This window comes from Chryseobacterium sp. GW823-FHT05E08 (assembly GCF_058795655.1).
Map to the genome: position 1 here is coordinate 530259 of NZ_JBXAHY010000002.1, position 25787 is coordinate 556045.

The 25787-nt window shown below is 33.5% G+C and carries 25 protein-coding genes; 17 read left to right on the plus strand and 8 right to left on the minus strand.

Features of this window, described 5'->3' with window-relative positions; all coding sequences use genetic code 11:
• The first annotated feature begins 9 nt into the window (after positions 1–9).
• From AC1Q7L_RS08405 to AC1Q7L_RS08440, 8 genes are all read left to right on the plus strand, one after another.
• On the plus strand, positions 10–1290 hold the full coding sequence (locus AC1Q7L_RS08405; protein WP_492305060.1) for a cation:proton antiporter: 1281 nt from the start codon (positions 10–12) through the stop codon (positions 1288–1290).
• A gap of 43 nt (positions 1291–1333) precedes the next feature.
• Positions 1334–1981 (plus strand): DUF4919 domain-containing protein, encoded by a 648-nt coding sequence (locus AC1Q7L_RS08410; protein ID WP_492305061.1) that lies wholly within the window; start codon positions 1334–1336, stop codon positions 1979–1981.
• A 2-nt stretch (positions 1982–1983) separates the two neighbouring features.
• Positions 1984–2700: a DNA alkylation repair protein gene (locus tag AC1Q7L_RS08415; RefSeq protein ID WP_492305062.1), complete on the plus strand. Its 717-nt coding sequence runs from the start codon at positions 1984–1986 to the stop codon at positions 2698–2700.
• Positions 2701–2757: 57 nt separating this feature from the next.
• Positions 2758–3423 carry a hypothetical protein gene (locus AC1Q7L_RS08420; RefSeq protein ID WP_492305063.1) on the plus strand — a complete coding sequence of 222 codons (666 nt, stop codon included), beginning with the start codon at positions 2758–2760 and terminating at the stop codon, positions 3421–3423.
• A 15-nt stretch (positions 3424–3438) separates the two neighbouring features.
• A complete protein-coding gene (locus AC1Q7L_RS08425; protein WP_492305064.1) occupies positions 3439–5508 on the plus strand; it encodes a hypothetical protein in 2070 nt (689 codons plus the stop codon).
• Between the two features lie 3 nt (positions 5509–5511).
• A complete protein-coding gene (locus AC1Q7L_RS08430) occupies positions 5512–6747 on the plus strand; it encodes a hypothetical protein (RefSeq protein WP_492305065.1) in 1236 nt (411 codons plus the stop codon).
• A 241-nt stretch (positions 6748–6988) separates the two neighbouring features.
• Positions 6989–7327, plus strand: a complete 339-nt coding sequence (locus AC1Q7L_RS08435) for a DUF6122 family protein (protein ID WP_492305066.1) — start codon at positions 6989–6991, stop codon at positions 7325–7327.
• 65 nt (positions 7328–7392) lie between these two features.
• Positions 7393–8463 carry a calcium:cation antiporter gene (locus AC1Q7L_RS08440; protein WP_410691630.1) on the plus strand — a complete coding sequence of 357 codons (1071 nt, stop codon included), beginning with the start codon at positions 7393–7395 and terminating at the stop codon, positions 8461–8463.
• A gap of 3 nt (positions 8464–8466) precedes the next feature.
• On the opposite strand, the gene AC1Q7L_RS08445 is transcribed toward AC1Q7L_RS08440, so the two are convergent.
• Positions 8467–8847, minus strand: coding sequence for a group III truncated hemoglobin (locus AC1Q7L_RS08445; protein ID WP_492305067.1), 381 nt, complete (start codon positions 8845–8847; stop codon positions 8467–8469).
• Positions 8848–9093: 246 nt separating this feature from the next.
• Here AC1Q7L_RS08445 and AC1Q7L_RS08450 point away from each other — a divergent pair, with 246 nt between their 5' ends.
• From AC1Q7L_RS08450 to AC1Q7L_RS08470, 5 genes are all read left to right on the plus strand, one after another.
• Positions 9094–10065 carry an ion channel gene (locus tag AC1Q7L_RS08450; protein ID WP_492305068.1) on the plus strand — a complete coding sequence of 324 codons (972 nt, stop codon included), beginning with the start codon at positions 9094–9096 and terminating at the stop codon, positions 10063–10065.
• Positions 10066–10554: a YkgJ family cysteine cluster protein gene (locus tag AC1Q7L_RS08455; protein WP_410691611.1), complete on the plus strand. Its 489-nt coding sequence runs from the start codon at positions 10066–10068 to the stop codon at positions 10552–10554.
• A gap of 120 nt (positions 10555–10674) precedes the next feature.
• Complete coding sequence (locus tag AC1Q7L_RS08460) at positions 10675–11007, plus strand: hypothetical protein (RefSeq protein ID WP_410691610.1); 333 nt, start codon at positions 10675–10677, stop codon at positions 11005–11007.
• A gap of 450 nt (positions 11008–11457) precedes the next feature.
• A complete protein-coding gene (locus AC1Q7L_RS08465; RefSeq protein WP_492305069.1) occupies positions 11458–11856 on the plus strand; it encodes a LytTR family DNA-binding domain-containing protein in 399 nt (132 codons plus the stop codon).
• Positions 11857–11959: 103 nt separating this feature from the next.
• Positions 11960–13480, plus strand: coding sequence for an amidohydrolase family protein (locus AC1Q7L_RS08470; protein WP_492305070.1), 1521 nt, complete (start codon positions 11960–11962; stop codon positions 13478–13480).
• Positions 13481–13630: 150 nt separating this feature from the next.
• Here AC1Q7L_RS08470 and gdhA read toward each other — a convergent pair whose 3' ends face one another.
• The 3 genes from gdhA to AC1Q7L_RS08485 form a co-directional block, all read right to left on the minus strand.
• Positions 13631–14989, minus strand: a complete 1359-nt coding sequence (gene gdhA, locus AC1Q7L_RS08475; protein WP_066759590.1) for an NADP-specific glutamate dehydrogenase — start codon at positions 14987–14989, stop codon at positions 13631–13633.
• Between the two features lie 190 nt (positions 14990–15179).
• Complete coding sequence (dprA, locus tag AC1Q7L_RS08480) at positions 15180–16289, minus strand: DNA-processing protein DprA (RefSeq protein WP_492305071.1); 1110 nt, start codon at positions 16287–16289, stop codon at positions 15180–15182.
• Between the two features lie 38 nt (positions 16290–16327).
• Positions 16328–17095: a rhomboid family intramembrane serine protease gene (locus AC1Q7L_RS08485; protein ID WP_410691606.1), complete on the minus strand. Its 768-nt coding sequence runs from the start codon at positions 17093–17095 to the stop codon at positions 16328–16330.
• 267 nt (positions 17096–17362) lie between these two features.
• Between AC1Q7L_RS08485 and AC1Q7L_RS08490 the strand changes: the two genes are divergently transcribed.
• Both AC1Q7L_RS08490 and AC1Q7L_RS08495 read left to right on the plus strand, forming a co-directional pair.
• Positions 17363–18289 (plus strand): DUF3078 domain-containing protein, encoded by a 927-nt coding sequence (locus AC1Q7L_RS08490; protein WP_492305072.1) that lies wholly within the window; start codon positions 17363–17365, stop codon positions 18287–18289.
• Between the two features lie 232 nt (positions 18290–18521).
• Positions 18522–19445 carry a DUF3078 domain-containing protein gene (locus AC1Q7L_RS08495; RefSeq protein WP_492305073.1) on the plus strand — a complete coding sequence of 308 codons (924 nt, stop codon included), beginning with the start codon at positions 18522–18524 and terminating at the stop codon, positions 19443–19445.
• Between the two features lie 108 nt (positions 19446–19553).
• On the opposite strand, the gene sufD is transcribed toward AC1Q7L_RS08495, so the two are convergent.
• From sufD to AC1Q7L_RS08515, 4 genes are all read right to left on the minus strand, one after another.
• Positions 19554–20861, minus strand: coding sequence for a Fe-S cluster assembly protein SufD (sufD, locus tag AC1Q7L_RS08500; protein ID WP_410692135.1), 1308 nt, complete (start codon positions 20859–20861; stop codon positions 19554–19556).
• Between the two features lie 119 nt (positions 20862–20980).
• The gene (gene sufC, locus AC1Q7L_RS08505) at positions 20981–21724 is read right to left on the minus strand and encodes a Fe-S cluster assembly ATPase SufC (protein WP_072410231.1); all 744 of its coding nucleotides are present in this window, start codon (positions 21722–21724) and stop codon (positions 20981–20983) included.
• A gap of 159 nt (positions 21725–21883) precedes the next feature.
• Complete coding sequence (gene sufB, locus AC1Q7L_RS08510; RefSeq protein WP_073293101.1) at positions 21884–23332, minus strand: Fe-S cluster assembly protein SufB; 1449 nt, start codon at positions 23330–23332, stop codon at positions 21884–21886.
• A gap of 82 nt (positions 23333–23414) precedes the next feature.
• Complete coding sequence (locus AC1Q7L_RS08515; RefSeq protein ID WP_072410235.1) at positions 23415–23744, minus strand: HesB/IscA family protein; 330 nt, start codon at positions 23742–23744, stop codon at positions 23415–23417.
• Positions 23745–23958: 214 nt separating this feature from the next.
• Between AC1Q7L_RS08515 and AC1Q7L_RS08520 the strand changes: the two genes are divergently transcribed.
• Together AC1Q7L_RS08520 and AC1Q7L_RS08525 are read left to right on the plus strand one after the other, a co-directional pair.
• Positions 23959–24894 carry a GLPGLI family protein gene (locus AC1Q7L_RS08520; protein ID WP_492305074.1) on the plus strand — a complete coding sequence of 312 codons (936 nt, stop codon included), beginning with the start codon at positions 23959–23961 and terminating at the stop codon, positions 24892–24894.
• Between the two features lie 7 nt (positions 24895–24901).
• Positions 24902–25771, plus strand: a complete 870-nt coding sequence (locus AC1Q7L_RS08525; RefSeq protein ID WP_492305075.1) for a GLPGLI family protein — start codon at positions 24902–24904, stop codon at positions 25769–25771.
• Positions 25772–25787 lie beyond the last annotated feature (16 nt).

The following is a 25787-nucleotide window of genomic DNA, read 5'->3' on the forward strand; positions in this document are numbered from 1 at the left end:
AACAACTTAGTGGAGTTATATTATTCATTTTCAGCTTTAATCGTTTTAGCATCAATATTCGCATATCTTAATTACAGGTTTTTGAAACTTCCGAGCACGATCGGAATTATGGTGATTGCCATAGTGGTTTCTATTATTTTGGTTTCTTTTGGAGAAACTTTTTTACCGAGAACGTTCTGGCACCTTCATGATCTGATGAGTGGAATCGACTTTACAGAAGTCCTGATGGGGGCCATGCTTAATTTCCTTCTCTTTGCGGGAGGAATCCATATTAATATAGACGATCTCAAGGAACAGTTCCGGCCTGTGGTGATCTTTTCAACAGCAGGAGTGGTTATTTCTACTTTTGTTGTCGGGTTTGGAATGTTTTATATTTTGCCTTTTCTAGGAATTAATTTACCATTTATATATTGTCTTCTCTTTGGAGCTTTGATTTCTCCAACTGATCCGGTTGCTGTTTTAAGTATTTTAAAACAGGCAAAAGTTTCAAAGTCATTAGAAACTAAAGTAGCCGGAGAATCTCTTTTTAACGATGGTATGGCGGTTGTAATATTCTCAGTAGTATTACAGTTAGCGATCGGAAAAGAGGTTGATTTAGGAATCGAAAGCATCGGTTTATTATTATTAAAAGAAGCCGGTGGAGGTTTATTCTTAGGAATCGTATTAGGTTGGGTAACTTCCAGATTAATGCGTGAAGTTGATGATTATATTATTTCCGTTTTGGTAACACTTTCTGTCGTAATGGGCGGATATCTTATTGCAAGACAAATGCATATTTCAGGACCTTTGACGATGGTTGCAGCGGGATTATTCATGGGTAATTTTAATGTTAGATTTAAAATGAAATCCATCACACAAGATTATCTGATAAAATTCTGGGAATTAATTGATGAGATTCTGAATGCCGTTTTATTCCTATTCATCGGTTTTGAATTGTTGATGATCAAGGATTTAAAACATTTTGTAGTTCCGGGATTAGTAGCCATCGTAATTGTTTTGTTGGCGAGAGTAATTTCGATTTGGGGTCCTACCAAATTTATGAGAAAAACCTTTAGTCCGCAAACGGTAAAAGTATTGGTTTGGGGAGGAATTCGAGGTGGTGTTTCTATTGCTTTGGCGATGTCTATCCCAAAAAGTGAATACAGCGAAATTATTTTAAGTATCACTTATTGTGTTGTTGTATTTTCAATTATTGTTCAGGGACTTACCATTGCAAAAGTGGCCAATCCTAATAAAATTGCAAAAGAAGAACAGGAACTGGGGGATATTACTTCAGATGAAAGTCATTAAATGTTTGTAAATCAAATCACAACTGATTAAAAGTTATTTAAAAATGAATAAGATTTTTTATGTATTCTTTCTGTTAATTTTTGGGACTTATTTTTCTCAAATTAATACTGATGAAATAAAAAAGAACGTCACAGAGAATCCTCAAAAATATTTTTACGAGTATTTGGAAGTCTTTAAAAAAGATCCTTCAAAGCTTACTCAGGAAGAAATGAATCAGCTTTATTATGGAAGTCGGTTTGTCCATACAGAATATAGCTTGTCTGATTATAATAAAGATTACGATGAAATTTGGAAGATTGCCTCAAGAAAGGGAATATCAAAAGGAAAGGCTCAAAAAATATTAGCAAGAGCAGAAGCTGCATATAATAAAGCTGCATTAAATATGGATATATTAGCTTCAATGGTAAATATATATAATGCGATTGGAGAAAAAACTAAAGCGGAAATATGTGTATTGCAGAATAATAGAATCATTAAAACGATCGATGAAAGCGGAACGGGAAAAGCGGAAACCTCACCAATCTGTGTAATTACAGCTGGTGATATGCTGACCTTTGCAAAACCTGTAATGATGATGGGGAGTGCTTTTAAACAAAAAGATATTAAAACAGATGAAAGCTGTATTCTGACAGAATATTCTAACGGTGGAATAAGCTTATTTGTTAAATGTATTGGTTGTTTTAATTTTTAGTTATGAGAATCTGCAATCAAATTTTTGAAGCACTAAACGATCTGTCAATCCCAGAAAAAGCAGCATTTTTCCCTAAATTCTTCAAAACCGGAAAAGGTGAATATGGAGAAGGAGACTTATTTTTAGGTGTAAAAGTTCCTGATCAGAGAAGTGTTGCCAAAGAATATTATGCTAAAATTTCTTTATCTGAACTCAGCGAATTGCTTTCTTCAAAATACCATGAACATCGATTAACTGCTTTATTCATGTTAATTTCTAAGTTTGAAAAAACAAAAGATCCAAAAGTAAAAGAGGAGGTCGTTGAATTTTATCTAAATCATTTACAATATGTCAACAATTGGGATTTGGTAGACTCGAGTTGTTATAAGGTTTTAGGTCGGTATGCTTTTGAAAATCAGAGAGAAGACTTACTTAAAAAGCTTTCTGATTCCGATGAAATGTGGCACAAAAGAATTGCCGTTGTCGGAACAATGCATTACGTGAAAAAAGGGGAGTTTCATTTAACTAAAGAATTTGTAACCAATAACTTAAAGCATCCTCATGATCTCATGCACAAAGCAAATGGATGGCTGCTAAGAGAAATGGGACAGAAAAATGAAACAGAACTCATTAATTATTTAAATAAATACTATAAAGAAATGCCGAGAACCTGCCTGCGATATTCAATCGAAAAGTTGGATGAAGAAGTGCGACAGGATTATCTTAAAGGCAGAATATAAAAATTTAACTACTTAATACATTAGAATTAAGTAGTTTTGCTTTTTAAAAACTAAGTCATGAAAATTATTCTCAGGCGGTTGATGCTTTTTCTTCCATTATTATTGTTAACGAGTTGTTTTGATATCATTGATAAAGTCAATGTAAAAGCTGATGGGACAGGGGAGTACACTGTTATTCTCAACGCAAGTAAAAGCAAAACAAGACTCGCTTCCATCTCAAAAATGGAAACGATAAACGGCAAAAAAGTCCCAAAAAAGCCTGAAATTGAAAGTAAAATCAATGAAGCTTCAAGGATTTTTAAAGCTACTCCCGGAATCAGCAATGTAAAAACAAGTGTTGATTTTGATAATTATATCATTAAACTAAGCTGTAATTTCAAGAAAATTGAAAATATCAACGCCGGATTAGAACAATTAAAGGCCAAAAATATTCTTGGAAAAATGATTCCTACCCAGATTTACAGTCAAAGTATTGGAAAATCATTTACGAGAAACAAGATCAATACATTCAAAGCAGATTACGACAAGATGAGTACGGCGGACAAAGAGGTGTTTAATAATGCCAAATATACGTCTGTCTTGCAGTTCGAAAATACAATTAAATCTCAAACGAACTCTTCTTATTTACTTTCGCCCAATAAAAAAGCGTTGAAGCTTGAAGCCAATGTTTTAGATTTTATTCTTCAAAAGAAACAAATACAAAATACAATCCTTTTCCAATAATTTCAAATTTAAACCATGAAATCTATTTTAAAAAAAACACAACAAATTACGCTCTTACTTTTCGGTTTCGTGCTGGTTTTTGCACAACAAAAGATGAAAATTCCCAATGATGTCGCCTTTTACATGGAAATCAACGGGAAACAGCTTAATAAGAAAATCAACTGGGACAAATTCAACCCTTTTTTAAAGGAAATCACTCAGAAAAATAACAAAAAAGACAAAGACAATAAAGATAAACCGTCTTGGAACGATTTTTCCAAAACGGGGATTAAATACGATGCAACGCAATATCATTACGGAACTTTCAATGATTCCGTGCAATCATATACTGCTCATTTTATTTTAGATAATAAAGAGAAGTTTCTTGAATTCATTAATTCAACCAAGAAAAAAGGATTGGAAATTTCCAAGAAAAACAAATATTCTTACGTAGATATCGATGATGATATTTTTGTTGCGTGGAATGCCGACCGTGCTATTTTAAGCGTAATCAATTACAATAAACCTCACAAAGATGATTGGACTGAAGAAGTTGTCGTAGACAGCGCAATGGCCGTGGTTGACAGTACAGCAGCCGTTGTAGACAGTGCCTATGCAGAAGAAGCCGAAAAACCTTTTGATTATAAGGAAGAAATTCAATATTTGAAGGAAGATATTCAATCTTTAAAACAAAATATAAAGGAAAATAACTTCGAAATTGTAAAAATTCAGAAAGATATCAAGTATCTGGAAAAGCATCATGAATATCCAAAAGAAAAGAAAGGTGCAACGGACACACAATATTCTGAAAATGAAGCAGAAGTAGCAGGCGCTCCTGAAAAGGAAGAGGATATGGAAAATGAAGAATATGCAGTAGATTCCGACTATCAAAAGGAAATGGATTCTATACGAATTGAGAAATTCAAAGTGGTGAAAAAGCTTGCGGAAGATTCATTTGATAAGTATTTTAATTCAAATTTAGACCTTGAAGTTCCGTCGCAGATGGTGGCTTTCCGTGATGCAAATTCTGATGTTTTTGTGTACACAGATTACGGAAAAATCGTTAATGAAGGAATTTACGGAAGAACGATGAAGCGTTTGGAATTTACGCAGTTTCTGCAGAAAGCTTACAATTCAAACTCTTCATACAATCTGTATTTTGACAAAGACAAGGTAAAATTAGTCAACAATTATCAGCATAAAGATGCGAACGTTCAAAAAAGCGTTGCCGATGTTTACAAAGGCAAGAAAAATGAGAAATTGACGACATTAATTAATGATAAAAGTATTGGTTATTATGCTGTTAACATCAATGGAGCTAAAAGTTTTGATATGATTTACAGCCTGTTCAAAGATCTTGGTGACGCAGAATATCAAAAAGAAGTGGAGCTGATGATGGAAACAATGAAGATTGTTCTGGATGAAGAAGCCATCGCCAAAATAGCACCAGGAAACGGAATTTTTGTTTTAAATGAATTGAAATCTAAAAAAGTAGACTACACGGATTACGACTACGATGAAGATTACAACGAAAAAGAAGTAAAGAAAACAAAAGATATTATGGTTCCTAATTTCGTTTTTGCCTTTGCAACGGAAAATGAAGGCTACTGGAATCGTGTTTTTAATTTATTAATAACAAATAAAAATACAGCGAAAAACTTCACGAAAAACGGAGAGTTTTATAGTTTTAAAGACAAAAAAGACAGCGGATATCTTGACCAATTGTTCTTTACCGTAAAAGACGGACTTGTGTATCTTACGACCTCAACGGAGAATATTATCCCGAAAGATCAGTCTGATATTTCTAAAAAATGGGCAAAAGAATCGGCTAAATATCCATTGTCAGGAAGATTGAATATTCAGAAGCTTTTGGTAGGAATGGAAAAAGAATTCAAAAGTACTTCCGAGAAAAAGACGTTGGATTTGTTAAGAAAAAACATTGGCGAAGTAAATTATAAAACCGAAGTGAAAGGCGAAAGCATAGAAACTGAAATGGATTATAATATTAAAGATTTATCTGAAAACAGCTTGATGTATTTCTTCGATTTGTTCGATGATATTTATAAAATCATGGAAGAGCCGGAAAAAACATTGAAAACATTATAATCAATGAATAAAAAGAAGTTTATTGTCCCGTTAGTTCTTTTGCTCGGCATTGCTGTTTATTTTGTTTTTTATCATAAAGACAAAACATTGAAATTTGTCCCAAAAGATGCAGATGCCATCGTTTTAATTGATGTAAAAAAACTGACGAGACAATATATTTCCAGCTTTATAACCCATCCGTCACAATGGTTTGGAAGCAAAAATAAAAGCGAAAACAAAATTTCACTACAAGATTCGGGGATGAAAATTCCCGATTTTCTACAGATTTTTCACATTAAAAATTCCAAAATTTCAGAATGGTATTCTGTGATTGAACTTAAAGATCAACAGAAATTCTTAGCATTTCTAAAACAGGAAAAATTTGTAAACAAAGGGAAAAATGTTTTTCAGAAAGATCAGATTTATATTAAAATTGAAGGCGATAAATGTATTTTAGGAACTTCTAATCTGGCTTTTGAAAATATAGATCAGCAACTTTCTCAATCTTCAGAAAAAGATAATTTTAATTCGGATAGCTTTATTCATCATACTGTAGGAAGTATTTCTTTTATTTCTGGAGATAGAACCCGGAATTTTTCTATTGAATTAAATGAAGATGATATTGAAATTAAAAATGAGTCAAACTCGGAAGAATTTGTATCAATTATTTCTAAACTAGAGCAAAAAACTTCCTTTGTAGAAATGGAATTAGATGCTCAAAACATAAAAAAATACGCTCAGTTTTTCAATAAAAGTATCACGGATTCTTCGCAAATTAATTACATAAAAGCAACTGCAGAACTCGAGCAGGTAAATGATACGATTATAAGTTATAGCTATGATGATGATTTTAATGAAGTTGAAAAAAAGAGTTTCCAAAAAATTATTCAACCTAATTATGTGATTGATCTTCAAAGTTTAAATCCTGAAAAAACTTGGCAATATTTTCAAGATAAAAAATGGATTAATGCTCAAAATCAATTTACGATTATTCCGTTTCAGCCTAATTCTATTGAGAAAAATAATGCTGGATTTAAAATAAAATCAACCAGAAAACCTCTGCAATCATCTTCAAATTTAAAAGAAAACTATATTTTTGTCGAAAATAATCCTTTACTTTTATCGTCTTTCAAGACTTTAAAATCAACTGAGAAAAAGATAATTTCTAACTTAGACTATATTTTTTACGGAAACAAAGGTCAGGATTATTACATAAAACTGAAAGCTAAAAAAGGAAATTTACCTTTGATTTTAAGATAGTAAATTTTGATTTTAACCACAAAAGAAACAAAAGATTTAGACATAGCTTATTTAAGTTCATTTGAACTGCAAACAAGAAAACATAAGTTTTAAAAAAATCTTTAATTTTTATCCTTTTGCAAGCTTTTGTTCTCAAAATAATTAAGTTTTAAATAGTTCAATAATAGCTTTTGTTTCTTTTGTGGTTAAAATAAAAGTATAAAAAGGCTTAATTTTTGACATAAAAAATAATTAATTATTAATGAGTTCTTCTGAAATTTTTTTATTAAAAACATGCACGCATTACTTTTTACATCTGATTTTTCCGGTGTTTATTGCGTTGATATTTTTTCGTAAAAACTGGAAGACGGCTTATTTTATACTATTAGCTACAATGCTTGTTGATCTGGATCATTTATTCGCCAATCCTATTTTTGATCCGAACAGGGGAAGTGTAGGATTTCATTTTTTACATTCTTATTATGCTATTTCGGTGTATTTTTTGATGCTCTTTTTTAAAGGAAATATCAGGATTATTGGCATCGGACTTTTGCTTCATATGTTGACAGATCTTCAGGACTTTTACCTCTGGCCTCATTAAAATAAGATTAATATTTTCTTTTGATATTTGAATTTCAATAGATTTTTTGTATTTTGTAGACACTTATGAAATTAAAAGAACTTTTACATTATACGTATATTTTTCCTGTTCTGGCGGTCATTTATTACTTTTCCGGATTAATGGGCGGCGGAGTTATTTATGATGTAATTGCCGGCCTTTTGCTTACCGGAAGTGTTTTATCGGCAGTGCATCATGCAGAAGTAGTTGCTCACAAAGTAGGGGAGCCTTTCGGAACAATTATCTTAGCGCTTTGTATTACCATTATTGAGGTTGCGTTGATTATTTCGCTTATGGTTGCTGGTGGAGATGATGCAATGACACTGGCCAGAGATACTGTTTTTGCTGCAGTAATGATTATTCTGAACGGTATTTTAGGAATATGTATTTTAATTGGAGGGGTGAAGTATTACGAGCAGTTTTTTGCAAGAACTTCTGCGACTACTTATTTGGTGAGTATTGTTTCTATTTTGATATTAACCTTGGTGCTTCCGAATTTTACTTCGAGTGTTAACGGACCTTTCTATAATAAAGCCCAGTTGATCTTTGTTTCTATTGCCTGTTTAGTGATTTACGGAGTATTTTTGATGGTTCAGACGGTAAGACATAGAAACTATTTTATTATTACAGACGACGATCCCGATTCGCACTATATTCCTACAAAAATAGCAACCACTGTAAGTTTTATTTTCTTGGTTATATGCCTTGTCATTGTCGTTTTAATGGCAAAAGGACTTTCCGGAACGATTGAAGATATGGTACGAAGTGTGGGAGCTCCAAAATCTTTGGTTGGAGTTATTATTGCGGCTGTGGTTTTACTTCCGGAAGGAGTTGCGGCAATAAGAGCAGCGAGAAGTAATCAGATACAATCAAGTTTAAATTTAGCATTAGGTTCTGCGTTGGCAAGTATTGGATTAACGATTCCGGCGGTGTCGGTTGTTTGTATCATGTATGATATTCCTTTTGTGTTGGGATTGGATAAAAAGGATATTATTTTACTTTCTTTATCGGTATTTATTGTAATGTTATCGCTAAGTCGAGGAAAAACAAATGTTCTTTACGGAACGGTATTACTAGTGAATTTGGCGGCGTATATTTTTACGGTAATTGTTCCTTAATTATTAAAGTTTTCTAGCCATTTCCATCTTGTAAGCCATTAATTTGGCGATGTTTTCAGATTTATAAATGGCCATATCAGCATTTTCACCAACGAAATTTTCTTCGATGGTCTGTTTCCATAATTCAAGCCATTGGTCGAAATGTTTCCTTTCCATGGCTTCCATTTCGTTGATAGGGAAGTGTACGGCCATTGGATTTCCTTTGTAGGTCATTTGCCCGAAAAGAATAGTTTCCCAAAACGAATACATCTTTGGTAAATGTTTATCCCAGTCTACTTTAGCAACATCATTAAAGAAAAAGCTAATGGTTTCATCTTTAACCACTTTAGCATAGAATGAATTTACAAGATGCTTAATATCTTCTCTTGATTCCAGTTTTTTCATACTTCAAATTTAGTTTAAAATCAATTTAAAAATTCAATCGTGGGATTGATAAAATTCATGAAAACAATATTTTATCTTTGCGTGTTGATTTGATCTTTTAATTAAAATTAAAAATGCTTCATAAAGTTCTGTAAGACATCGCTAATATGATCTGCTTTGACGCTCGCTTCGCTCGCGCCGTTATCTTTGCGAGAAAGGAAACTTTAGAAAATCAAACCAACAAAAAAACAAAAATGATTAAAATAAATGGCAAGAGGATTCAGACAAAAAATTCGACAGAAAAACACTGAAAACAGTGGTTTTGGAAGTAACGCTTCCGGAAGATTCATTAATAAAGATGGACTTCCGAATGTTCAGAAAAAAGGAGTAAATGTTTTCAATAAATTAAGCTGGTATCATACAATGCTGAATTTATCGACATTTCGGTTTCTGACATATCTTGTGGTTGCCTATATTTTGATCAATATCATTTTTGCGATGATCTATTATTTAATTGGTGTAGAACATCTTACGGGAATTGATAAAAGTGATCCGTTAAATGAATTTATTGATGTATTTTTCTTCAGTTCACAGACTTTTACTACGGTTGGATACGGAAGAATTGCTCCGGTTGGCTTTATGGCGAGTTTGGTGGCGACTTTTGAAGCTTTTTTGGGATTGCTTACCTTTGCCATTGCAACAGGTTTATTTTACGGTAGATTTTCGAGACCGAGAGCTTACTTAAGATTTTCTGACATTACGGTGATTGCTCCTTTTCAGGATACGACCGCTTTGATGTTCAGACTAGCACCGTATAAAAATAATGCATTAACGGATGCTGAAGTTATTTTGTCAACGGCGATTGAAGTGATTGAAGATGGTGTGGCGAAGAATAATTTTTATCGATTAGATACTCAATTAGGTAAGATCAATACCTTGGCGCTCAATTGGACAGTTGTGCATAAAATAGATGAAAATTCACCATTTTATGGCTTCTCTGAGGATGATTTTAAAAATATTAATATTGAAATTATTGTTCATGTGCGTGCATTTGATGAAGTGTTTTCAAATACGGTGGTTCAGCGGTCTTCATATGTCTCGAGAGAAATTATTTATGGAGCGAAATTTACCACAATGTATTATCCAAGCAAGGAAAATCTGACGACCATTTTAGATTTGGATAAAATTAATGAATACGAAAAAGTAGATCTTCCCATTTTGGCGGAAGAACAATTATAAATGAATTTAGAATTTTACAAGAAACAGGCTTTACTGAAACAGAAAGAGCATAAAAAATTTCTGGACGGATTAAAGAAAAAACCGCCCAAGAATCTTGATTATGTTGTTCAGGAAACCCATGAAGAGGTTTTTGAGAAGATAGACTGCCTGCAATGTGCCAATTGCTGCAAAACTACAGGCCCTTTATATACAGAAAAAGATATCGAGAGAATTTCAAAACATCTGCGTATGAAACCTGCTGATTTTGAAGCTAAGTTCCTGCGTGTAGATGAAGATGACGATAAAGTTTTACAAAATCTGCCATGTTTTTTTCTGAATGGTGATAATACGTGTTCAATTTATGATGTTCGACCAAAAGCCTGCAGAGAATATCCGCATACGGATCGTAAAAAGATTTACCAGATTAATGATTTAATGATGAAAAATACCGTAATCTGTCCCGCAGCCTTTGAATTTGTTGAACGAATTATGAAAAATTTGGAAAAATAATTTATAATCCCAATTCGTCTTAAAGAGTTATAAAGTACGTTAAATAAGGGTTTTAGATATAATATTAATTGAAAGTGGGTCGTTTTAAAAGTATTAAACAACCATTTAAAATTTTTTATTATGAAAAAGTTAATCTTAACAGCAGCGTTTACATTAGTCGGAGTCGTAGCGGTATCAGCTCAAACGGAAACTCAAAAACCTGCGGAAACGAATAACCAAACTTCAACTCAAGCTCAGACTCAGGGATCTTGGAACACAGCGACGGCTACACAGGGAGCAACAGCAACAACACCAAGTACAACCACTGCAACAACAACAATTGATGGTGCAGCAACAACGGCAACTACCGCTGATGCAACGGCAACGGTAACTGCTGATACAAGCATGGAAGCAACGAAGCCGGCAGACGCAACGAAAGAAGAGAAAAAGTCTAAAAGAAAAAAAGCAAAGTAGAAAATAGTCTTTTATAATCAATGAAAATCCTGGAATGTAATATTTCAGGATTTTTTTGTAATTATGTGTAAATAATTAATCACTATATCATAGTCATTTTCTTATTACATGAAAAAACTAAACCCATCGATTAAGCATCATTTATTAATAGGAATCTTCCTAAGCATCTGGCTTTTTATCTTTGCTTTCTTTATAAGACCATTTGATGATGGAACAATAAGTTTTAAAGTTTGGGTTTTTATCAGTATTGGATTTAGCTTCATCGCATTTCTGTGTTATGGCATGCTAGCCTTACTTCAAAAAGAGATTTATCATAAGTTTTCAAAATGGAATATTGGATTGGAAATAGCCAGTCTTGTTTTTTTTCAATTTCTTTATTTGATATGTACTTTTTGTTTTTACAAAAGCCCCATCTTACATGGAGGATATGATTTTTTTACATTTTTAAGGATGATAATTCTTAAATCGGCTTTAATTTCAACACCTATAATCGTTTTGGCAAGAATATATGCTGTTACGTTAATTCCAGCAGAAGACGATAGAATTATTATGAGAGGAGAGAACAGGTTGGATATTTTAAAAATAAGGAAAGATGATTTGATCTGTGTTTCAAATTCACAAAATTATGTCGAGATTTTCTTTATGGATGGAGGAGAATTAAAAACAAAACTCCTCCGAAGTACGCTTAAAAAAATTCAGAATGATTTTAATTTTTTAGTTCAGGTTCATCGTTCACATTTAATAAATCCATCTCATTTTAAGGCTTGGAAAAATCAAGATACCATTTCTCTTACCCAAATTGAACTTCCGGTTTCTAAAAATTATAGAGAGCATTTATTGGCTTTGTAATTTCCGTACCTAAAACGCCGCATTTCGTACCTAATCCCCATTTTCACATAGTTTCAGGAAGTATTTGTATTTATTTTGTTTTTCAAATTAAACAAGATAATTTATGAAAAAACGTTGGGTTAGGGGAATTTTGTATTCAGTTATGGCATTATTAGGTATTCTTATCTGTGCTTTTATTTGGGCTGATAATGAATTAAATAAAGTCATGGGAAAGTCTACTAAAACTATTGATATTTCTTCAATTATTAAGCCTTCAAAAATACTCCTGATAAAAAATGTGAACGTTCTGTCAGAAGATTGCAGTCATTTTATTAAAAATCAAGATGTACTCATTAAAGATGGTATGATTCTTCAACTAGGCGGACACCAAGCTATAAATAAAGATGCTGATATTATTGACGGAACAGGGCAATATCTAATTCCAGGCCTTGTAGACAGCCATGTTCATTTAAAAGAAAGTAAGAATGACTTGTTTTTATATTTAGCGAATGGAGTTACTTATATTAGAGAAATGGCAGGACAGCTTGTTGCCTTAGAATGGAGAAAATCAATACAAAAAAGTGGACTTGGCCCACGAATGTTTATTGCATCTCCGCCAATATTTAGTGAAAGCGGATTGACAGGTTATTATTATGCATGGACAAGAAAATCTATCAACTATTCAAATAAAAAAGATGCTCAAATAGCGATTAAAAAAATAAGCGAGCAAGGTTATGATGCCATTAAGATGTACGGTTTTGTGAATCCGGAAATGGTTAAGACAACCAATAAGATTGCTAAAGAAAATAATATTCCGGTGATTGGTCATATACCTTTAGTTAATCTAGAAATCTTTTATCAATCTGGTCAAAAAGAGGTAGCTCATATTGAAGAACTCACCGTTAAAACGATTGATGAGTTTGGAAAACCAATTTCTAAAAATCCCGAAGAATATCTTACATTTTTAAAAACACGTTCTAACCAAATTGCGAAAAAGTTAAAAGAAAATAATATCAGTGTTACTTCAACTGTTGCGTTGTGTGAAAGTTTTGTAGGGCAAAGATTTAATTTAAAATCTAAACTTAAAGAGATAGAATTAAAATATGTCAATCCCAAAATTATTGAAGGAACTCCTCTCTATAAAATGGGTTGGCTACCCGGCAAAAATGGATATGAATATGATGGAAAAGATGAGCCAAGGGCAAGAAAATCATCATTAACCTTTTGGAAAACCTATGTAGAAGCAATACATATTATGACAAAGGCATTGGTAGACCACCAAGTTCCCATTATGGCTGGAACAGATGCTAATGTACCGGCTTCTGTCCCTGGATTTTCTCTTCATAATGAGTTAGAATCCTTATCTAAATCCGGAATGACCAACTCGCAAGCTATTTATTCTGCAACGGTTGCGCCAGGCGATTGGATGAAAAGTAAAACGGGAAAAATAAAAGTAGGATATCATTCAGATTTAGTATTGCTTAGGAAAAATCCGCTAGAAAATATTAAACATACAACGACTATTGAATATGTGTTTTTTAATAAATATGCCATTAATAAAAGCCAAATTAAGACTATTTTGAAAGCCATAGAAGATGCTAATAACGAAAACAGGAGTATTAAAATTGATGAATATTTACATTGAAAAGATAAATTAGTTTCAATCAAATAAAAACAAAAAAAGCGTTGAAATAAATCAACGCTTTCTCCTTTCACTTTTTACTTTTTTCCCATTTATAATCCCGGGAACAGGCTGTATCAAAAAAGGTCGGGAAAATTTCCCAACCTTTATATTTTATACTACTCCTTGAGCCAACATTGCTTCTGCAACCTTCACGAAGCCGGCGATATTTGCACCTTTTACGTAGTTTACATAGCCGTCTTCCTCTTTTCCATAGTCTCTACAAGCTTTATGAATTCCGATCATAATTTCTTTCAGTCTAGCATCAACTTCCTCAGAAGTCCAGTTTAGACGGATAGAGTTTTGAGTCATTTCCAATCCTGAAGTAGCTACACCACCAGCGTTAGACGCTTTACCAGGAGAGAACAATACTTTATTATCTAAGAAATAGTTGATTGCATCTAGTGTAGAAGGCATGTTTGCCGCTTCAGTCACACAAAGACATCCATTTTCAACCAATAATTTAGCATCTTCTAAATCTAGTTCGTTTTGAGTTGCAGAAGGGATGGCAACATCACACTTCACTTCCCAAGGACGTTTTCCAGCGAAGAACTGTGCAGAAGGATATTTTTTAGCATAATCCTCAGCTCTGTTGTTTCCTGAATTTCTAAGCTCTAATAGATAATCGATTTTATCTCCATCGATTCCGTCTTTATCATAAATATATCCGTCTGGTCCGGAAATAGTTACTACTTTTCCTCCTAGTTCAGATATTTTTTTGATAACTCCCCAAGCTACGTTTCCGAAACCTGAAACACTTACTGTTTTATCTTTGAAAGTTTGACCGATCGTTTTAAGCATCTGCTCAGCGAAGTAAACAACACCGTAACCTGTAGCTTCAGGACGGATCAATGAACCTCCGTAAGCAAGACCTTTACCAGTCAATACTCCTGTAAATTCGTTTTTGATTTTCTTATACTGTCCGAATAAATATCCGATCTCTCTTGCTCCAACTCCGATATCTCCTGCAGGAACGTCTGTTTCAGGACCGATATGCTTACATAATTCTGTCATGAAAGCTTGGCAGAAACGCATTACTTCCATATCAGATTTTCCTTGTGGGTCGAAGTCTGAACCTCCTTTACCACCTCCCATCGGAAGAGTAGTTAATGAGTTTTTGAATACTTGTTCGAAAGCTAAGAATTTAAGAACTGACAAGTTTACTGTAGGATGGAAACGGATTCCTCCTTTGTATGGCCCGATCGCAGAGTTCATCTGAATTCTGAAACCTCTGTTTACCTGGATTTCTCCTTTATCGTCAACCCATGGAACTCTGAAAATAATGATTCTTTCAGCTTCCGCCATTCTTTCTAGAAGTTTCATTCCCGTATATTCCTTTTTGGTCATAATAAACGGAATTACAGTCACAGCAACTTCTTTTACAGCTTGTAAAAATTCTGGCTCGTTAGGGTTTTTTGCCTCTATTTTTGCAATAAACTCCTGAATTTTCTGGTCAATATTATATTGTTCCATATAGTAAGGTTGAATATTATTGTCAACAAATTTAATTTTTTTTTCGAAATTCACAATACCTTATTTAATAATTGCTGAAAATTTAATAATAACGGGGCGAAATATTATTAAATCCACAATTTGGGTTTAAATCTTGTTGAAAATTAAATGTTATGTGTGAAATAATGCAATATTAAGAAATAGTTAAATCTCAAATTGCAGCAAATTGCCTCCCGGAATACGATTTCACTTTCCCCAAAAGCTCTAATTCTAAAATTACAGGCAAAATTTTGTGGGAAGGCAATGATATTTTCTGGGCAAGATCATCCAAAGTTATTTGTGGATTTTCAATAATGGAATTATAGATTACTTTTTGATTTTCAGTTAATTGAATGGTTTCTTCACTGCGCGGAAATAATTCCTCAGTTTTATGATACGACTTATTAAAATCCAATGAATTAATAAGATCTTTAATCGTTGAAATAGCACTCGCTTTATGCTGAAAAATCAGTTGATTACAACCCTGACTGTATTTATCTGTGATTTTTCCGGGAAGGGCAAAAACTTCTCGATTGTAATTATTTGCAAACGTTGCGGTGCTTATTGAGCCTCCTCCAAAGGCCGTTTCTACAACAATTGTTGCGGGAGAAATGCCTGCAACGACTCTGTTTCTTTGGATAAAATTTTCTCTGTCCGGTTTTCTTGAAGAATTGAATTCCGTAAATAAAGCGCCATTATTTTCAATGATTTTTTCAGACAGTTTTCTATTTTTTGCCGGATACAAAGTATGAAATCCATGCGCCAAAACTGCCACTGTAGCTATTTGATTTTGAATAGATTGCTCATGAACTTCTTTATCAATACCCAACGCTAAACCACTCACGGAAATGTAATTACCCGATTTTGTTTCTTCAAAAAAATCCTGTATAAATTGTTTGCCGTAAAGTGACATATTTCTTGTTCCGACAACGCTCACTGCTTCTAAAGAATCGTCAAAGTTTCCTTTTTGATAAAGAATAGCCGGAGCGTCATCACATTCATTCAATAATCTTGGAAGTTGATTCAGATGTCTTAATCTTATTTGAATTTTATTGTTTTCGCAAAATTTCAGCTCATTTTCTGCAAATTCCAAATAAGTTGGATTTCCAATTTCTGAAACTGTTTTTCTACCAATGCCGTCTACTTTATTATATTCTTTTTTTGCATTTTTCCAAGCATTTTTTGCAGTTCCAAACGTTCGGACGAGCTTGAGAAAATTAATATCACCAATAAGATTACACTCACGTAAAGCGATGGAGTAGAGTTGTTCTTCAGAATACATTTGTGTTGTTTTATCTCACAAATGTAGAAAAATTAGTTTTATTTTTTTCTTAATTCATCCAAATGATCCCAAATATCGTCTCTTTTTTTATAGGGTAATTCTAAGAAATCATCGGGATGGTTTTCTTTGTATTCCTGCCAAAGCTTATCATCTTTTTCACTGTAATAATTAGGAAATTCCCAAATGTATTTTTTCTTTTTTTCGCCCACTTTTTTAAATGCAAAAGCAATAATACTTCCCACAACAGCTCCGGAAAGATGAGCCTGCCAAGAAATTTTGCTTGGTTCCTGCAGATTATAGAACATTTCTTCAGGAAACATTCCCCAGATTAAACTTCCATAATATAAAACGACTAATAAAGAGATTGTCAAAAGTTTCATTTCCCATTTAAAAACACCGCTGAAAAAAAGAAAAAAAGCCAGAACATACACCACACCGCTTGCTCCGATGGTACATGTATAAATATATTCGCCAGTAGTAATATCAACTGGTGGTAGAAGCCAAACTAAAAGACCTGTCGCCAGCCAGCCTAAAATAAAGACTTTATTGGCAACTAAAGGATAAAATTGATATAAAAGAAACATCAGCACCGCCATAGGAATTGAGTTTCCTATGATATGATCCAGATTTCCGTGTAAAAGGGGAGAAGTAACGATTCCCAATAAGCCTTCCGGTAATAAAGGAATGATCGCTCCAAAGCAACTTTCAAAAAAGCCCTGCATTTGTAAAAAGTAGCCAAACCACATTGCAGCAAGCATTAGCAGTGGATATAGAATAGCTCTTTTGGAAATTACATTTTTAAACATGAATATCTTACGTCAAATGAAACGCCAAGGATAAATTTCGGAAAATTTGGCGATGATTTCATTGATCCTCAATTATTTTAAGACAAAACGCTATGATTTTAATCAGTTTTAAATAGTAAACAAAATTTTTTGTCATTGAAATTTACAAACTGGCTTAGTTTTAGTATGTTAATGCTGAAAAAATACGGTGTTGAGAAGGTTCATGTTGAGACAGGTTTGTTTCAACCAAAATTATATTGATATTTTTGTAAATGAAAATCTTAAAGAATGAAGAAGTTTTTATTGGTTCTTTCCGGTTTTGTTGGATTATATGCAAAAGCTCAGGAAGAATTAAAGAAAGATACGATTGTAGTAGATACGGTAAAACACTGGTCTGTTTTAGGTAAAAATTCATTGATGTTTAATCAGGCTGCCTTTTCAAACTGGGTCGGCGGTGGAGCTAACAATGTTGGCTGGCTTGCAGGAACTGATTACAACATTACCTATGAGAAAGGCAAGGATCTTTGGGAAAATATTATTGTTTTGAATTACGGACAAAATAATACTCAGGGTATCGGAACGAGAAAGACTCAGGATGTTATTAATGTGTCTACCAATTATGGAAGGCAGTTTTCAAAAAGTTGGTATTTATCCGGTGGTGCGAGTTTATTAACTCAATTTGCAGCAGGATATGAGGACGGAAATAATCCTGAAGCTAAAAAAATATCCAATTTTATGGCGCCGGGATACCTGAACTTTGGTTTGGGGATTACCTACAGGCCAAATGATAATCTTACCGTTACAATGCGTCCTGCCAATGCGAGATGGACTTTGGTTCTTGATAAAGAGCTTCAACTTGCAGGAAATTACGGTTTGAAACAGGATGGTGATTCCTCTTTATTACAATTCGGTTTCCTTGGAACAGCCTTATATAAAGTGAAATTGATGGAGAATGTAAGCCTTACAAACACCGCTTCCGTATTCTCAAATTATTTGGATCATCCGGACAGACTAGTTCTTGCTTATGGAGCTGTTTTAAATTTAAAAGTGAACAAATTTTTATCTTCAAATATAACTGTGGATGTTTTGTATGACCATAATCAGATTCAAAAAACACAATTGAAGCAGACATTAGGAGTTGGCCTTGCTTACACTCTTAACAATGGGGTAAAAAGATCTGACAGAAAAGACAGTCAATGGTGGCTTAAAAAATAAAATGCTGGAAATAACATGTTAAAAAGCAATTCAGAAATGGGTTGCTTTTTTTGATTTTAAATAAAGTTGATTTTTAAGTAGATTTAAGTTCAAGCTTTAAAATTTAAGTTAAATCTGGTTTAACATTCAGATAAATAAAGTATTATGTAATGAATATTTATGTCAAAAATGAGTGATTTGTTTTTAACAAAAATTATATTTATATTTTTGTGTTAATAAAATCCTTCAAACTATGAAAAAAAGTTTATTACTAATTTCCATTTCTCTCGGAATAAGTGCGGCTGCACAGGAAACAAAAACTGATGCACCAGTGGTAGATACTACAAAAGCTTGGTCTATTCAGGGGCAAAATACTTTAATGCTGAATCAGGCTGCCTTTTCAAATTGGGTAGGCGGAGGAGCCAATAACGTTGGCTGGCTTGCCGGAGTTAATTATAACATGACCTACGAAAAAGGCAAAGATCTTTGGGAAAACATCGTAATTCTTGGCTACGGACAGAATAATACAAAAGGCGTTGGAACAAGAAAAACACAGGACGTTATTAATCTTTCAACCAACTACGGAAGAGAGTTTAGAAAGAACTGGTACCTTTCCGGAGGTGCAAGTTTGCAAACCCAGTTTGCGGGAGGTTATGAAGACGGAAATAATCCAGATGCAAAGAAAATCTCCAATTTTATGTCTCCGGGATATGTAAATGTTGGTGTTGGTGTGACTTACCGTCCTAATGATAATTTTACAATGACGCTTCGTCCTGCAAATGCCAGAATAACTTTTGTTTTGGATGAAGATTTACAGTATGCAGGAAGTTATGGTTTAAAAAATGACGGAGATTCTTCACTTTTCCAGTTCGGTTTCTTGGGAACGGCTATTTATAAAGTGAAATTGATGGAAAATATTAATCTGACAAACACAGCTTCTGTATTTTCAAATTATCTTGATCATCCGGACAGATTAGTTCTTGCTTACGGTGCTGTTCTGAATATGAAGATCAATAAATTTATCTCTTCAAATATTACATTGGATCTAATGTATGATCATAATCAAATTAAAAAAACGCAGTTGAAACAGACTTTAGGCGTTGGTTTTGCGTATAATATTGATAATGGGAGAAAGCGTTCTGACAAAAAAGATAATCAGTCTTGGATGAAGAAATAAGTTGGTGAATGGTGAATTTTGCTGCGCAAGTGAATTGTTAATTAAACACCATCTTCAATAAAAAAAGCACTTCAAATTTGAAGTGCTTTTTTATGTATCAATTTATTTTTAGAACTCTATGTCTACGTTTAGTTTCTCTGCCAAAAGCTTTGAAACTTTTTCTTTAAGAGGTTCGATATCGATATTCTGCATCGCATCATTTGCAAACGCATATAACAATAAAGCCTGCGCTTCTTTTTTAGAAATACCTCTTGCTCTTAGATAAAATAATGCATCTTCATTCAATTGTCCAACCGTACAGCCGTGAGAACACTTCACATCGTCTGCGAAAATCTCTAACTGAGGTTTTGTATCAATTGTAGCTCCTTCGTTTAATAAAACGTTGTTATTTTGCTGATAAGCATTCGTTTTCTGAGCGATTTTATCAACGAAAACTTTTCCGTTAAATACTCCGTGAGCATTGTCTTTGAAAATACCTTTATAATTCTGGTAACTTTCACAGTTGGGCGTTTTATGATGAACCGCCGTGTGGTGGTCTACCAATTGGTCTTTCCCAATAATTGTAATCCCGTTCATGAATGAATTAATATTTGATCCATTATGAATAAAATCAAGGTTATTTCTAACCAATTTACCTCCAAAAGTAAATGTGTTTACCGTTGTTAAACTGTCTTTTTCCTGTTTTGCAAAAGTGCTGTCTACAAGATAAGACGTATGGTTATCGTTTTGAAGTTTATGCCAATCTGCTTTTGCATTTGGATACGTGAAAATCTCCGTTACAGAATTTGTTAATACAAATGTATCATCAAAATTGTGGTGACTTTCAATAATTTCCACTTTTGCTCCATCTTCTACGATCAACAGGTTTCTTGTGTTGTAGAATGTGTTTTCTTCTTGATTTTGAGAAATATAGAAAACATGGATTGGTTTTTCAATCACTACATTTTTCGGAACTTTCAGAAAGAAACCATATTTGCAGTATGCAAGATTTAAATCTGTAAAAGCCGAGTTTCCGTCAGCAATTGTATTAAAATATTTATCAAAAACTTCTTTGTGATTCTCGTCATTCAAAGCGTAATTGAATGATAGGAACTCTACGTTTTCGATAGAAACTTTAGATAATTCTTTATGAAGTTTACCATTTACAAAAACGATCCAGTCAAAATTTTCTTCGCCTAAATGCAATTGGTCGAATTGCTCTTTGGTGATATTGTGACTTTCTTTCGGGAAAAAATTGTAACTTTTTTCCGTAATCTCCTTGATGTTGGTATATTTATATTCTTCGTCTTTTTTGGTCGGAAAACCAATGCTTTCAAACTTTTGAATAGCAGATTTTCTATCTTCATCCAGAAATCTGTGACGAAGACTTTCCAAAAATTCACCGTGGTTGTCAATAATTTGATCGTATAAAGCCATTACTGCGATTTCGGCCATCACACCTTTTTTATATATTTGAATATTGTAATAATACTGCGGTTTTTCCGCTTTGTTTTTTAGTTAAAATTGATAAAATCTTAGCTAAAAACTTTTTCTTCTTAGTTAAGAAGCCAATCGTAACCTTTCTCTTCAAGCTCTAAAGCAAGAGATTTGTCTCCTGTTTTGATGATTTTTCCGTCTGCTAAAACGTGAACAAAATCAGGTTGAATATAGTTAAGCAATCTTTGATAGTGAGTAATCAAAAGAACTGCATTTCCTTCGTTTTTGAATGTATTTACCCCGTCTGCAACGATTCTCAACGCATCAATATCTAATCCTGAATCAGTTTCATCAAGAATAGCTAATTTTGGGTTAAGCATCATCATTTGGAAAATCTCGTTTCTTTTCTTTTCACCTCCTGAAAAACCTTCATTTAATGACCTTGAAAGGAAATCTTTTTTAATTCCCAATTGCTCAGATTTCTCACGAATCATGGCTAACATCTCTTTTGCAGACATGTCTTCCAATCCGTTTGCTTTTCTGGTTTCGTTTAAAGCAGCTTTGATAAAGTTGGTTACAGAAACCCCGGGAATTTCCACAGGATATTGGAAAGAAAGGAAAATACCTTTGTGCGCTCTGTCTTCAGGAGCATCTTCAATAATGTCTTCTCCTTGAAAAAGAATTTCTCCGTCTGTAACTTCATACTCTTCTTTTCCTGCGATTACAGAAGAAAGAGTAGATTTTCCGGCTCCGTTTGGTCCCATGATCGCATGAACTTCACCCGGTTTTATTTCGAGATTGATACCTTTTAAAATTTCTGCGCCATCTGCAATTTTGGCGTGCAAGTTTTTTATATTTAACATATGTTCAAGTTTATCGCAAGGTTAGACTAAGATTTTTTTAATCTCCTTTGCTTTTTTAAGATAAACAAAGGCGCTAACACTTATCAATGAAATACTATTTCTTTATTTTTTGTTTTAAACATTAAGAATTTATCAAATAAAAACTTAATACTTATATATCTATCCTACAGAACCTTCTAATGAAATTTCCAATAGTTTTTGCGCTTCAATAGCGAATTCCATTGGTAATTTATTTAAAACTTCTTTACTGAATCCGTTGACAATCAAAGCAATTGCTCTTTCTGTATCAATACCTCTTTGGTTACAGTAGAAAATCTGATCTTCACCGATTTTTGAAGTTGTAGCCTCGTGTTCTAACTGAGCCGTAGGATCTTTAATTTCAATATAAGGGAAAGTGTGTGCACCACATTCGTTGCCCATTAGCAAAGAGTCACACTGAGAGAAGTTTCTTGCTCCTTTTGCAGAAGGCATTACTTTTACCAATCCTCTATATGAGTTTTGAGATTTTCCTGCAGAAATACCTTTAGAAATAATCGTTGATCTGGTATTTTTACCAATGTGGATCATCTTTGTTCCTGTATCTGCATATTGGTGATTGTTAGTCACCGCAATAGAGTAGAACTCACCGATTGAGTTGTCACCTTTTAAGATACAAGACGGATATTTCCAAGTAACAGCAGAACCTGTTTCAACTTGAGTCCAAGAGATTTTTGCATTTCTTTCGCAAAGTCCTCTTTTCGTTACAAAATTGAAAACACCTCCTTTTCCTTCTTCATTTCCTGGATACCAGTTTTGAACAGTTGAATATTTAATTTCAGCACCATCCATTGCAATAAGTTCTACAACAGCAGCGTGAAGCTGGTTTTCGTCTCTTGATGGAGCTGTACAGCCTTCAAGATAAGATACGTAACTTCCTTCATCAGCAATAACGATTGTTCTTTCAAACTGACCGGTACCTGCTTGATTAATACGGAAATACGTAGACAATTCCATTGGGCATCTTACACCTTTTGGAATATAGCAGAAACTTCCGTCAGAAAATACTGCGGAATTTAATGCTGCATAAAAGTTATCTCCTCTAGGAACTACTTTACCAAGATATTTCTTAACAAGATCCGGGTGATTTTTGATCGCTTCAGAAATTGAACAGAAAATAATTCCTTTTTCCATTAACGTGTCCTGAAAGGTCGTTTTAACAGAAACTGAATCTATTACAATATCTACAGCAACTCCTGAAAGTCTTTTTTGTTCCTCAATATTGATTCCTAATTTTGCAAAAGTTGCCAATAATTCTGGATCTACTTCATCTAAGCTTGCTAGTTCTGGCTTAGATTTAGGGGCTGCATAATATTTAATCGCCTGAAAATCTGGTTTTGTATATTTAATGTTTGCCCAATCAGGTTCTGTCATTTTCAGCCAGATTCTATAAGACTCCAAACGCCACTCTGTCATCCATTCCGGCTCTTCTTTTTTAGCAGAGATGGCACGAACGATATCTTCATTTAAACCAATCGGGAAATCTTCATAATCGATCTTTGTTTCCCAACCGAATTCGTATTTTTTATTTTCTAAATCGACTCTTAAGTCGTCTTCAGTGTATTTACTCATTTTAATAGATTTTAGATGTTAAAATGCAGATGTTAAAATTTCGCGGTATGCTAATTTCTAACCTCTAGTTTCTAACTTCTAATTATAAAGAAAAACTCTCTCCACAACCACACGTTCTGGATGCATTAGGATTGTTAAAAACAAACCCCTTTCCGTTTAATCCTCCTGAATACTCAAGAATAGTTCCTGCCAGATAAAGGATAGCTTTTTTCTCAACAACAATTTTTACGTCATTGTCTTCAAAAATTTGATCTGTGTCTGCTTTTTGATTGTCGAATCCCAAAACATACTCTAAACCAGAACATCCTCCACTTTTTACCCCTACTCTTATATAATCTTCAGCAGGGTTGAAGCCATCTTCCGTCATAAGTTGGATAGCTTTTGCCTTTGCTTGGTCTGATACTTTTATCATTGTATTTATTTAGAATGATTTAATCTTGCAAAAATACGAACTAATTTCCGCAATCTCAAATTGAAGCTATCTATTTTAATGATTCTAATCTTATTAAGTTGATTATCGATATGATTGTTAATGTTAAAATTGTATAAATTTTCTATCCCCAATCAGGAAACTCTGTTTTTGATTTAACTTTGAATAGGATTTTTTATCTATAAAAGAAATAATAATGAAAAATAAAGTACTTGTTTTTTTAGCGCTGTTTTTGGTAACAATGTCTTATGGGCAGACTACAAGATACATTTATGAAACTTCGGTGAATCCGGATTCAATTAATCTGGTAAGCTTAAAGAACGAGAAAACTTTTTTAGATATCAAAGACAATCGATCTTTATTTATTAGTGAGAATAAATTAATTAAAGATTCTTTATTCTCTACATTTAAAATTGAAGAAAAGAAAGATGTAAAAAAAGAAGAAAAAGATTTTTCAAAACTTGGAATCAAAAAACATGTTGAGCCTACTTTTTTTGAATATTATATTACTAAAGATATTCCTGGACAAAAGGTTTATTATTACGATAGAGTAGTCGGGAAGCAAATTTATTATCAGGAAGACAGACCTGTAAAGTGGGAGATAACAGATGTTACAGAGAAACAGAATGGGTATCCGTCCCAAAAAGCAGTTGCCAATTTTGGAGGCAGAGTTTGGACGGCATGGTTTACAAAAGAAATTGCTATTTCTGATGGTCCCTACAAACTTTCCGGATTACCGGGATTGATTGTAAAGTTAGAGGATGATAAAGGTGATTATAAATTCGATCTTATTAAGAAAATTATAGTTAAAAATGCTTTTGAAGAACCCGTTAGTTCTGATGCCAAGCTAAGTACAAGAGTAAACTTTAATGGAGATAAAGCCGCATTGGAGCTAGAATTTATAAAAAACAAAAGGCTGGGTAATGGAGATGGAATGCAAAGTTTTAACGGCGGTGGCGGAAAACATGGCGGCGGAATGGGCGGAATGAGAGGTGGCAATCACTCAGGTGGTGGTGAAGGAATGTCTCACAGAGGAGGGATGGAAGGTAATAATCCATCGATGCCAAGCGCTAATACAGAGAATACTTCTTTTAAAAACAATATTAACCAAAACCCAATTGAATTAAAATAAATTTAAAATGAAAAAAATAGGAATCATTGCTTTAGCACTATTCATGCAGAATATCTATGCACAAGCCAACAGATTTGTGTATCAGGTGACCATGAAACCGGATGCAGCAAACAAAACTGATATAAAAACTGAAAACACATACTTAGACATTTCAGCAGAAAAATCTATGTTCTATTCTGAAAACAGATTGAAAAGAGATTCTATCATGCAGAAAAACTTTCAAAGCGGTGGCGCGAGAGGTTTTAACAGAGACCAGATGGAAGGTTTACGTTCAAATATTAATTATTCAATAGAAAAAGATAAAACCAACCAAAAGACTTTTTTTAAAGACAGAATTGGCCGAGATATTTATTCTTACGAGGAAGATCGCCCGTTAAGTTGGAAAATCCTTCCTGAAACCACAAAAATTGGAGAATATAAAGTTCAGAAAGCTGAAACTGATTTTGCTGGAAGAAAATGGACGGCTTGGTTTACAACAGACCTACCTTATCAGGATGGACCGTACAAATTTACAGGACTTCCCGGCTTGATCGTGAAAGTGGAAGACGCTCAAGGAGAATATTCTTTTGATTTAATGAAAAACTATAAAATTGCCGATTTCCCAACAATGAATCAGTTTGGAAATACCATTAAAGTAAAAAGAGCAGATTATTTAAAACAACAGGAAAAATACAGAACAGATCCAATGTCATTCATGAGCCAACAAGGTGGCGGATTTTCACAGACCAGAATGGGTGGTGGAGGAATTGCTTCACCAAGATCAGGTGGTGGAGGTGGCCGTGGCGGAAATCAAAATCCTGCCGAAATGAGAAAAAGAATGGAAGACAGAATAAAAGAGGAAGCTAAAAACAACAGCAATCCGATAGAATTGAAATAAAACAAAACCCTGAAGA

Bases quoted from the DNA above. Each gene is read 5' to 3' on its own strand.
- AC1Q7L_RS08410 (WP_492305061.1), top strand. From the start codon at position 1,334: ATGAATAAGATTTTTTATGTATTCTTTCTGTTAATTTTTGGGACTTAT.
- AC1Q7L_RS08415 (WP_492305062.1), top strand. From the start codon at position 1,984: ATGAGAATCTGCAATCAAATTTTTGAAGCACTAAACGATCTGTCAATC.
- AC1Q7L_RS08420 (WP_492305063.1), top strand. From the start codon at position 2,758: ATGAAAATTATTCTCAGGCGGTTGATGCTTTTTCTTCCATTATTATTG.
- AC1Q7L_RS08425 (WP_492305064.1), top strand. From the start codon at position 3,439: ATGAAATCTATTTTAAAAAAAACACAACAAATTACGCTCTTACTTTTC.
- AC1Q7L_RS08430 (WP_492305065.1), top strand. From the start codon at position 5,512: ATGAATAAAAAGAAGTTTATTGTCCCGTTAGTTCTTTTGCTCGGCATT.
- AC1Q7L_RS08435 (WP_492305066.1), top strand. From the start codon at position 6,989: ATGAGTTCTTCTGAAATTTTTTTATTAAAAACATGCACGCATTACTTT.
- AC1Q7L_RS08440 (WP_410691630.1), top strand. From the start codon at position 7,393: ATGAAATTAAAAGAACTTTTACATTATACGTATATTTTTCCTGTTCTG.
- AC1Q7L_RS08445 (WP_492305067.1), bottom strand. From the start codon at position 8,847: ATGAAAAAACTGGAATCAAGAGAAGATATTAAGCATCTTGTAAATTCA.
- AC1Q7L_RS08450 (WP_492305068.1), top strand. From the start codon at position 9,094: ATGGCAAGAGGATTCAGACAAAAAATTCGACAGAAAAACACTGAAAAC.
- AC1Q7L_RS08455 (WP_410691611.1), top strand. From the start codon at position 10,066: ATGAATTTAGAATTTTACAAGAAACAGGCTTTACTGAAACAGAAAGAG.
- AC1Q7L_RS08460 (WP_410691610.1), top strand. From the start codon at position 10,675: ATGAAAAAGTTAATCTTAACAGCAGCGTTTACATTAGTCGGAGTCGTA.
- AC1Q7L_RS08465 (WP_492305069.1), top strand. From the start codon at position 11,458: ATGATAATTCTTAAATCGGCTTTAATTTCAACACCTATAATCGTTTTG.
- AC1Q7L_RS08470 (WP_492305070.1), top strand. From the start codon at position 11,960: ATGAAAAAACGTTGGGTTAGGGGAATTTTGTATTCAGTTATGGCATTA.
- gdhA (WP_066759590.1), bottom strand. From the start codon at position 14,989: ATGGAACAATATAATATTGACCAGAAAATTCAGGAGTTTATTGCAAAA.
- dprA (WP_492305071.1), bottom strand. From the start codon at position 16,289: ATGTATTCTGAAGAACAACTCTACTCCATCGCTTTACGTGAGTGTAAT.
- AC1Q7L_RS08485 (WP_410691606.1), bottom strand. From the start codon at position 17,095: ATGTTTAAAAATGTAATTTCCAAAAGAGCTATTCTATATCCACTGCTA.
- AC1Q7L_RS08490 (WP_492305072.1), top strand. From the start codon at position 17,363: ATGAAGAAGTTTTTATTGGTTCTTTCCGGTTTTGTTGGATTATATGCA.
- AC1Q7L_RS08495 (WP_492305073.1), top strand. From the start codon at position 18,522: ATGAAAAAAAGTTTATTACTAATTTCCATTTCTCTCGGAATAAGTGCG.
- sufD (WP_410692135.1), bottom strand. From the start codon at position 20,861: ATGGCTTTATACGATCAAATTATTGACAACCACGGTGAATTTTTGGAA.
- sufC (WP_072410231.1), bottom strand. From the start codon at position 21,724: ATGTTAAATATAAAAAACTTGCACGCCAAAATTGCAGATGGCGCAGAA.
- sufB (WP_073293101.1), bottom strand. From the start codon at position 23,332: ATGAGTAAATACACTGAAGACGACTTAAGAGTCGATTTAGAAAATAAA.
- AC1Q7L_RS08515 (WP_072410235.1), bottom strand. From the start codon at position 23,744: ATGATAAAAGTATCAGACCAAGCAAAGGCAAAAGCTATCCAACTTATG.
- AC1Q7L_RS08520 (WP_492305074.1), top strand. From the start codon at position 23,959: ATGAAAAATAAAGTACTTGTTTTTTTAGCGCTGTTTTTGGTAACAATG.
- AC1Q7L_RS08525 (WP_492305075.1), top strand. From the start codon at position 24,902: ATGAAAAAAATAGGAATCATTGCTTTAGCACTATTCATGCAGAATATC.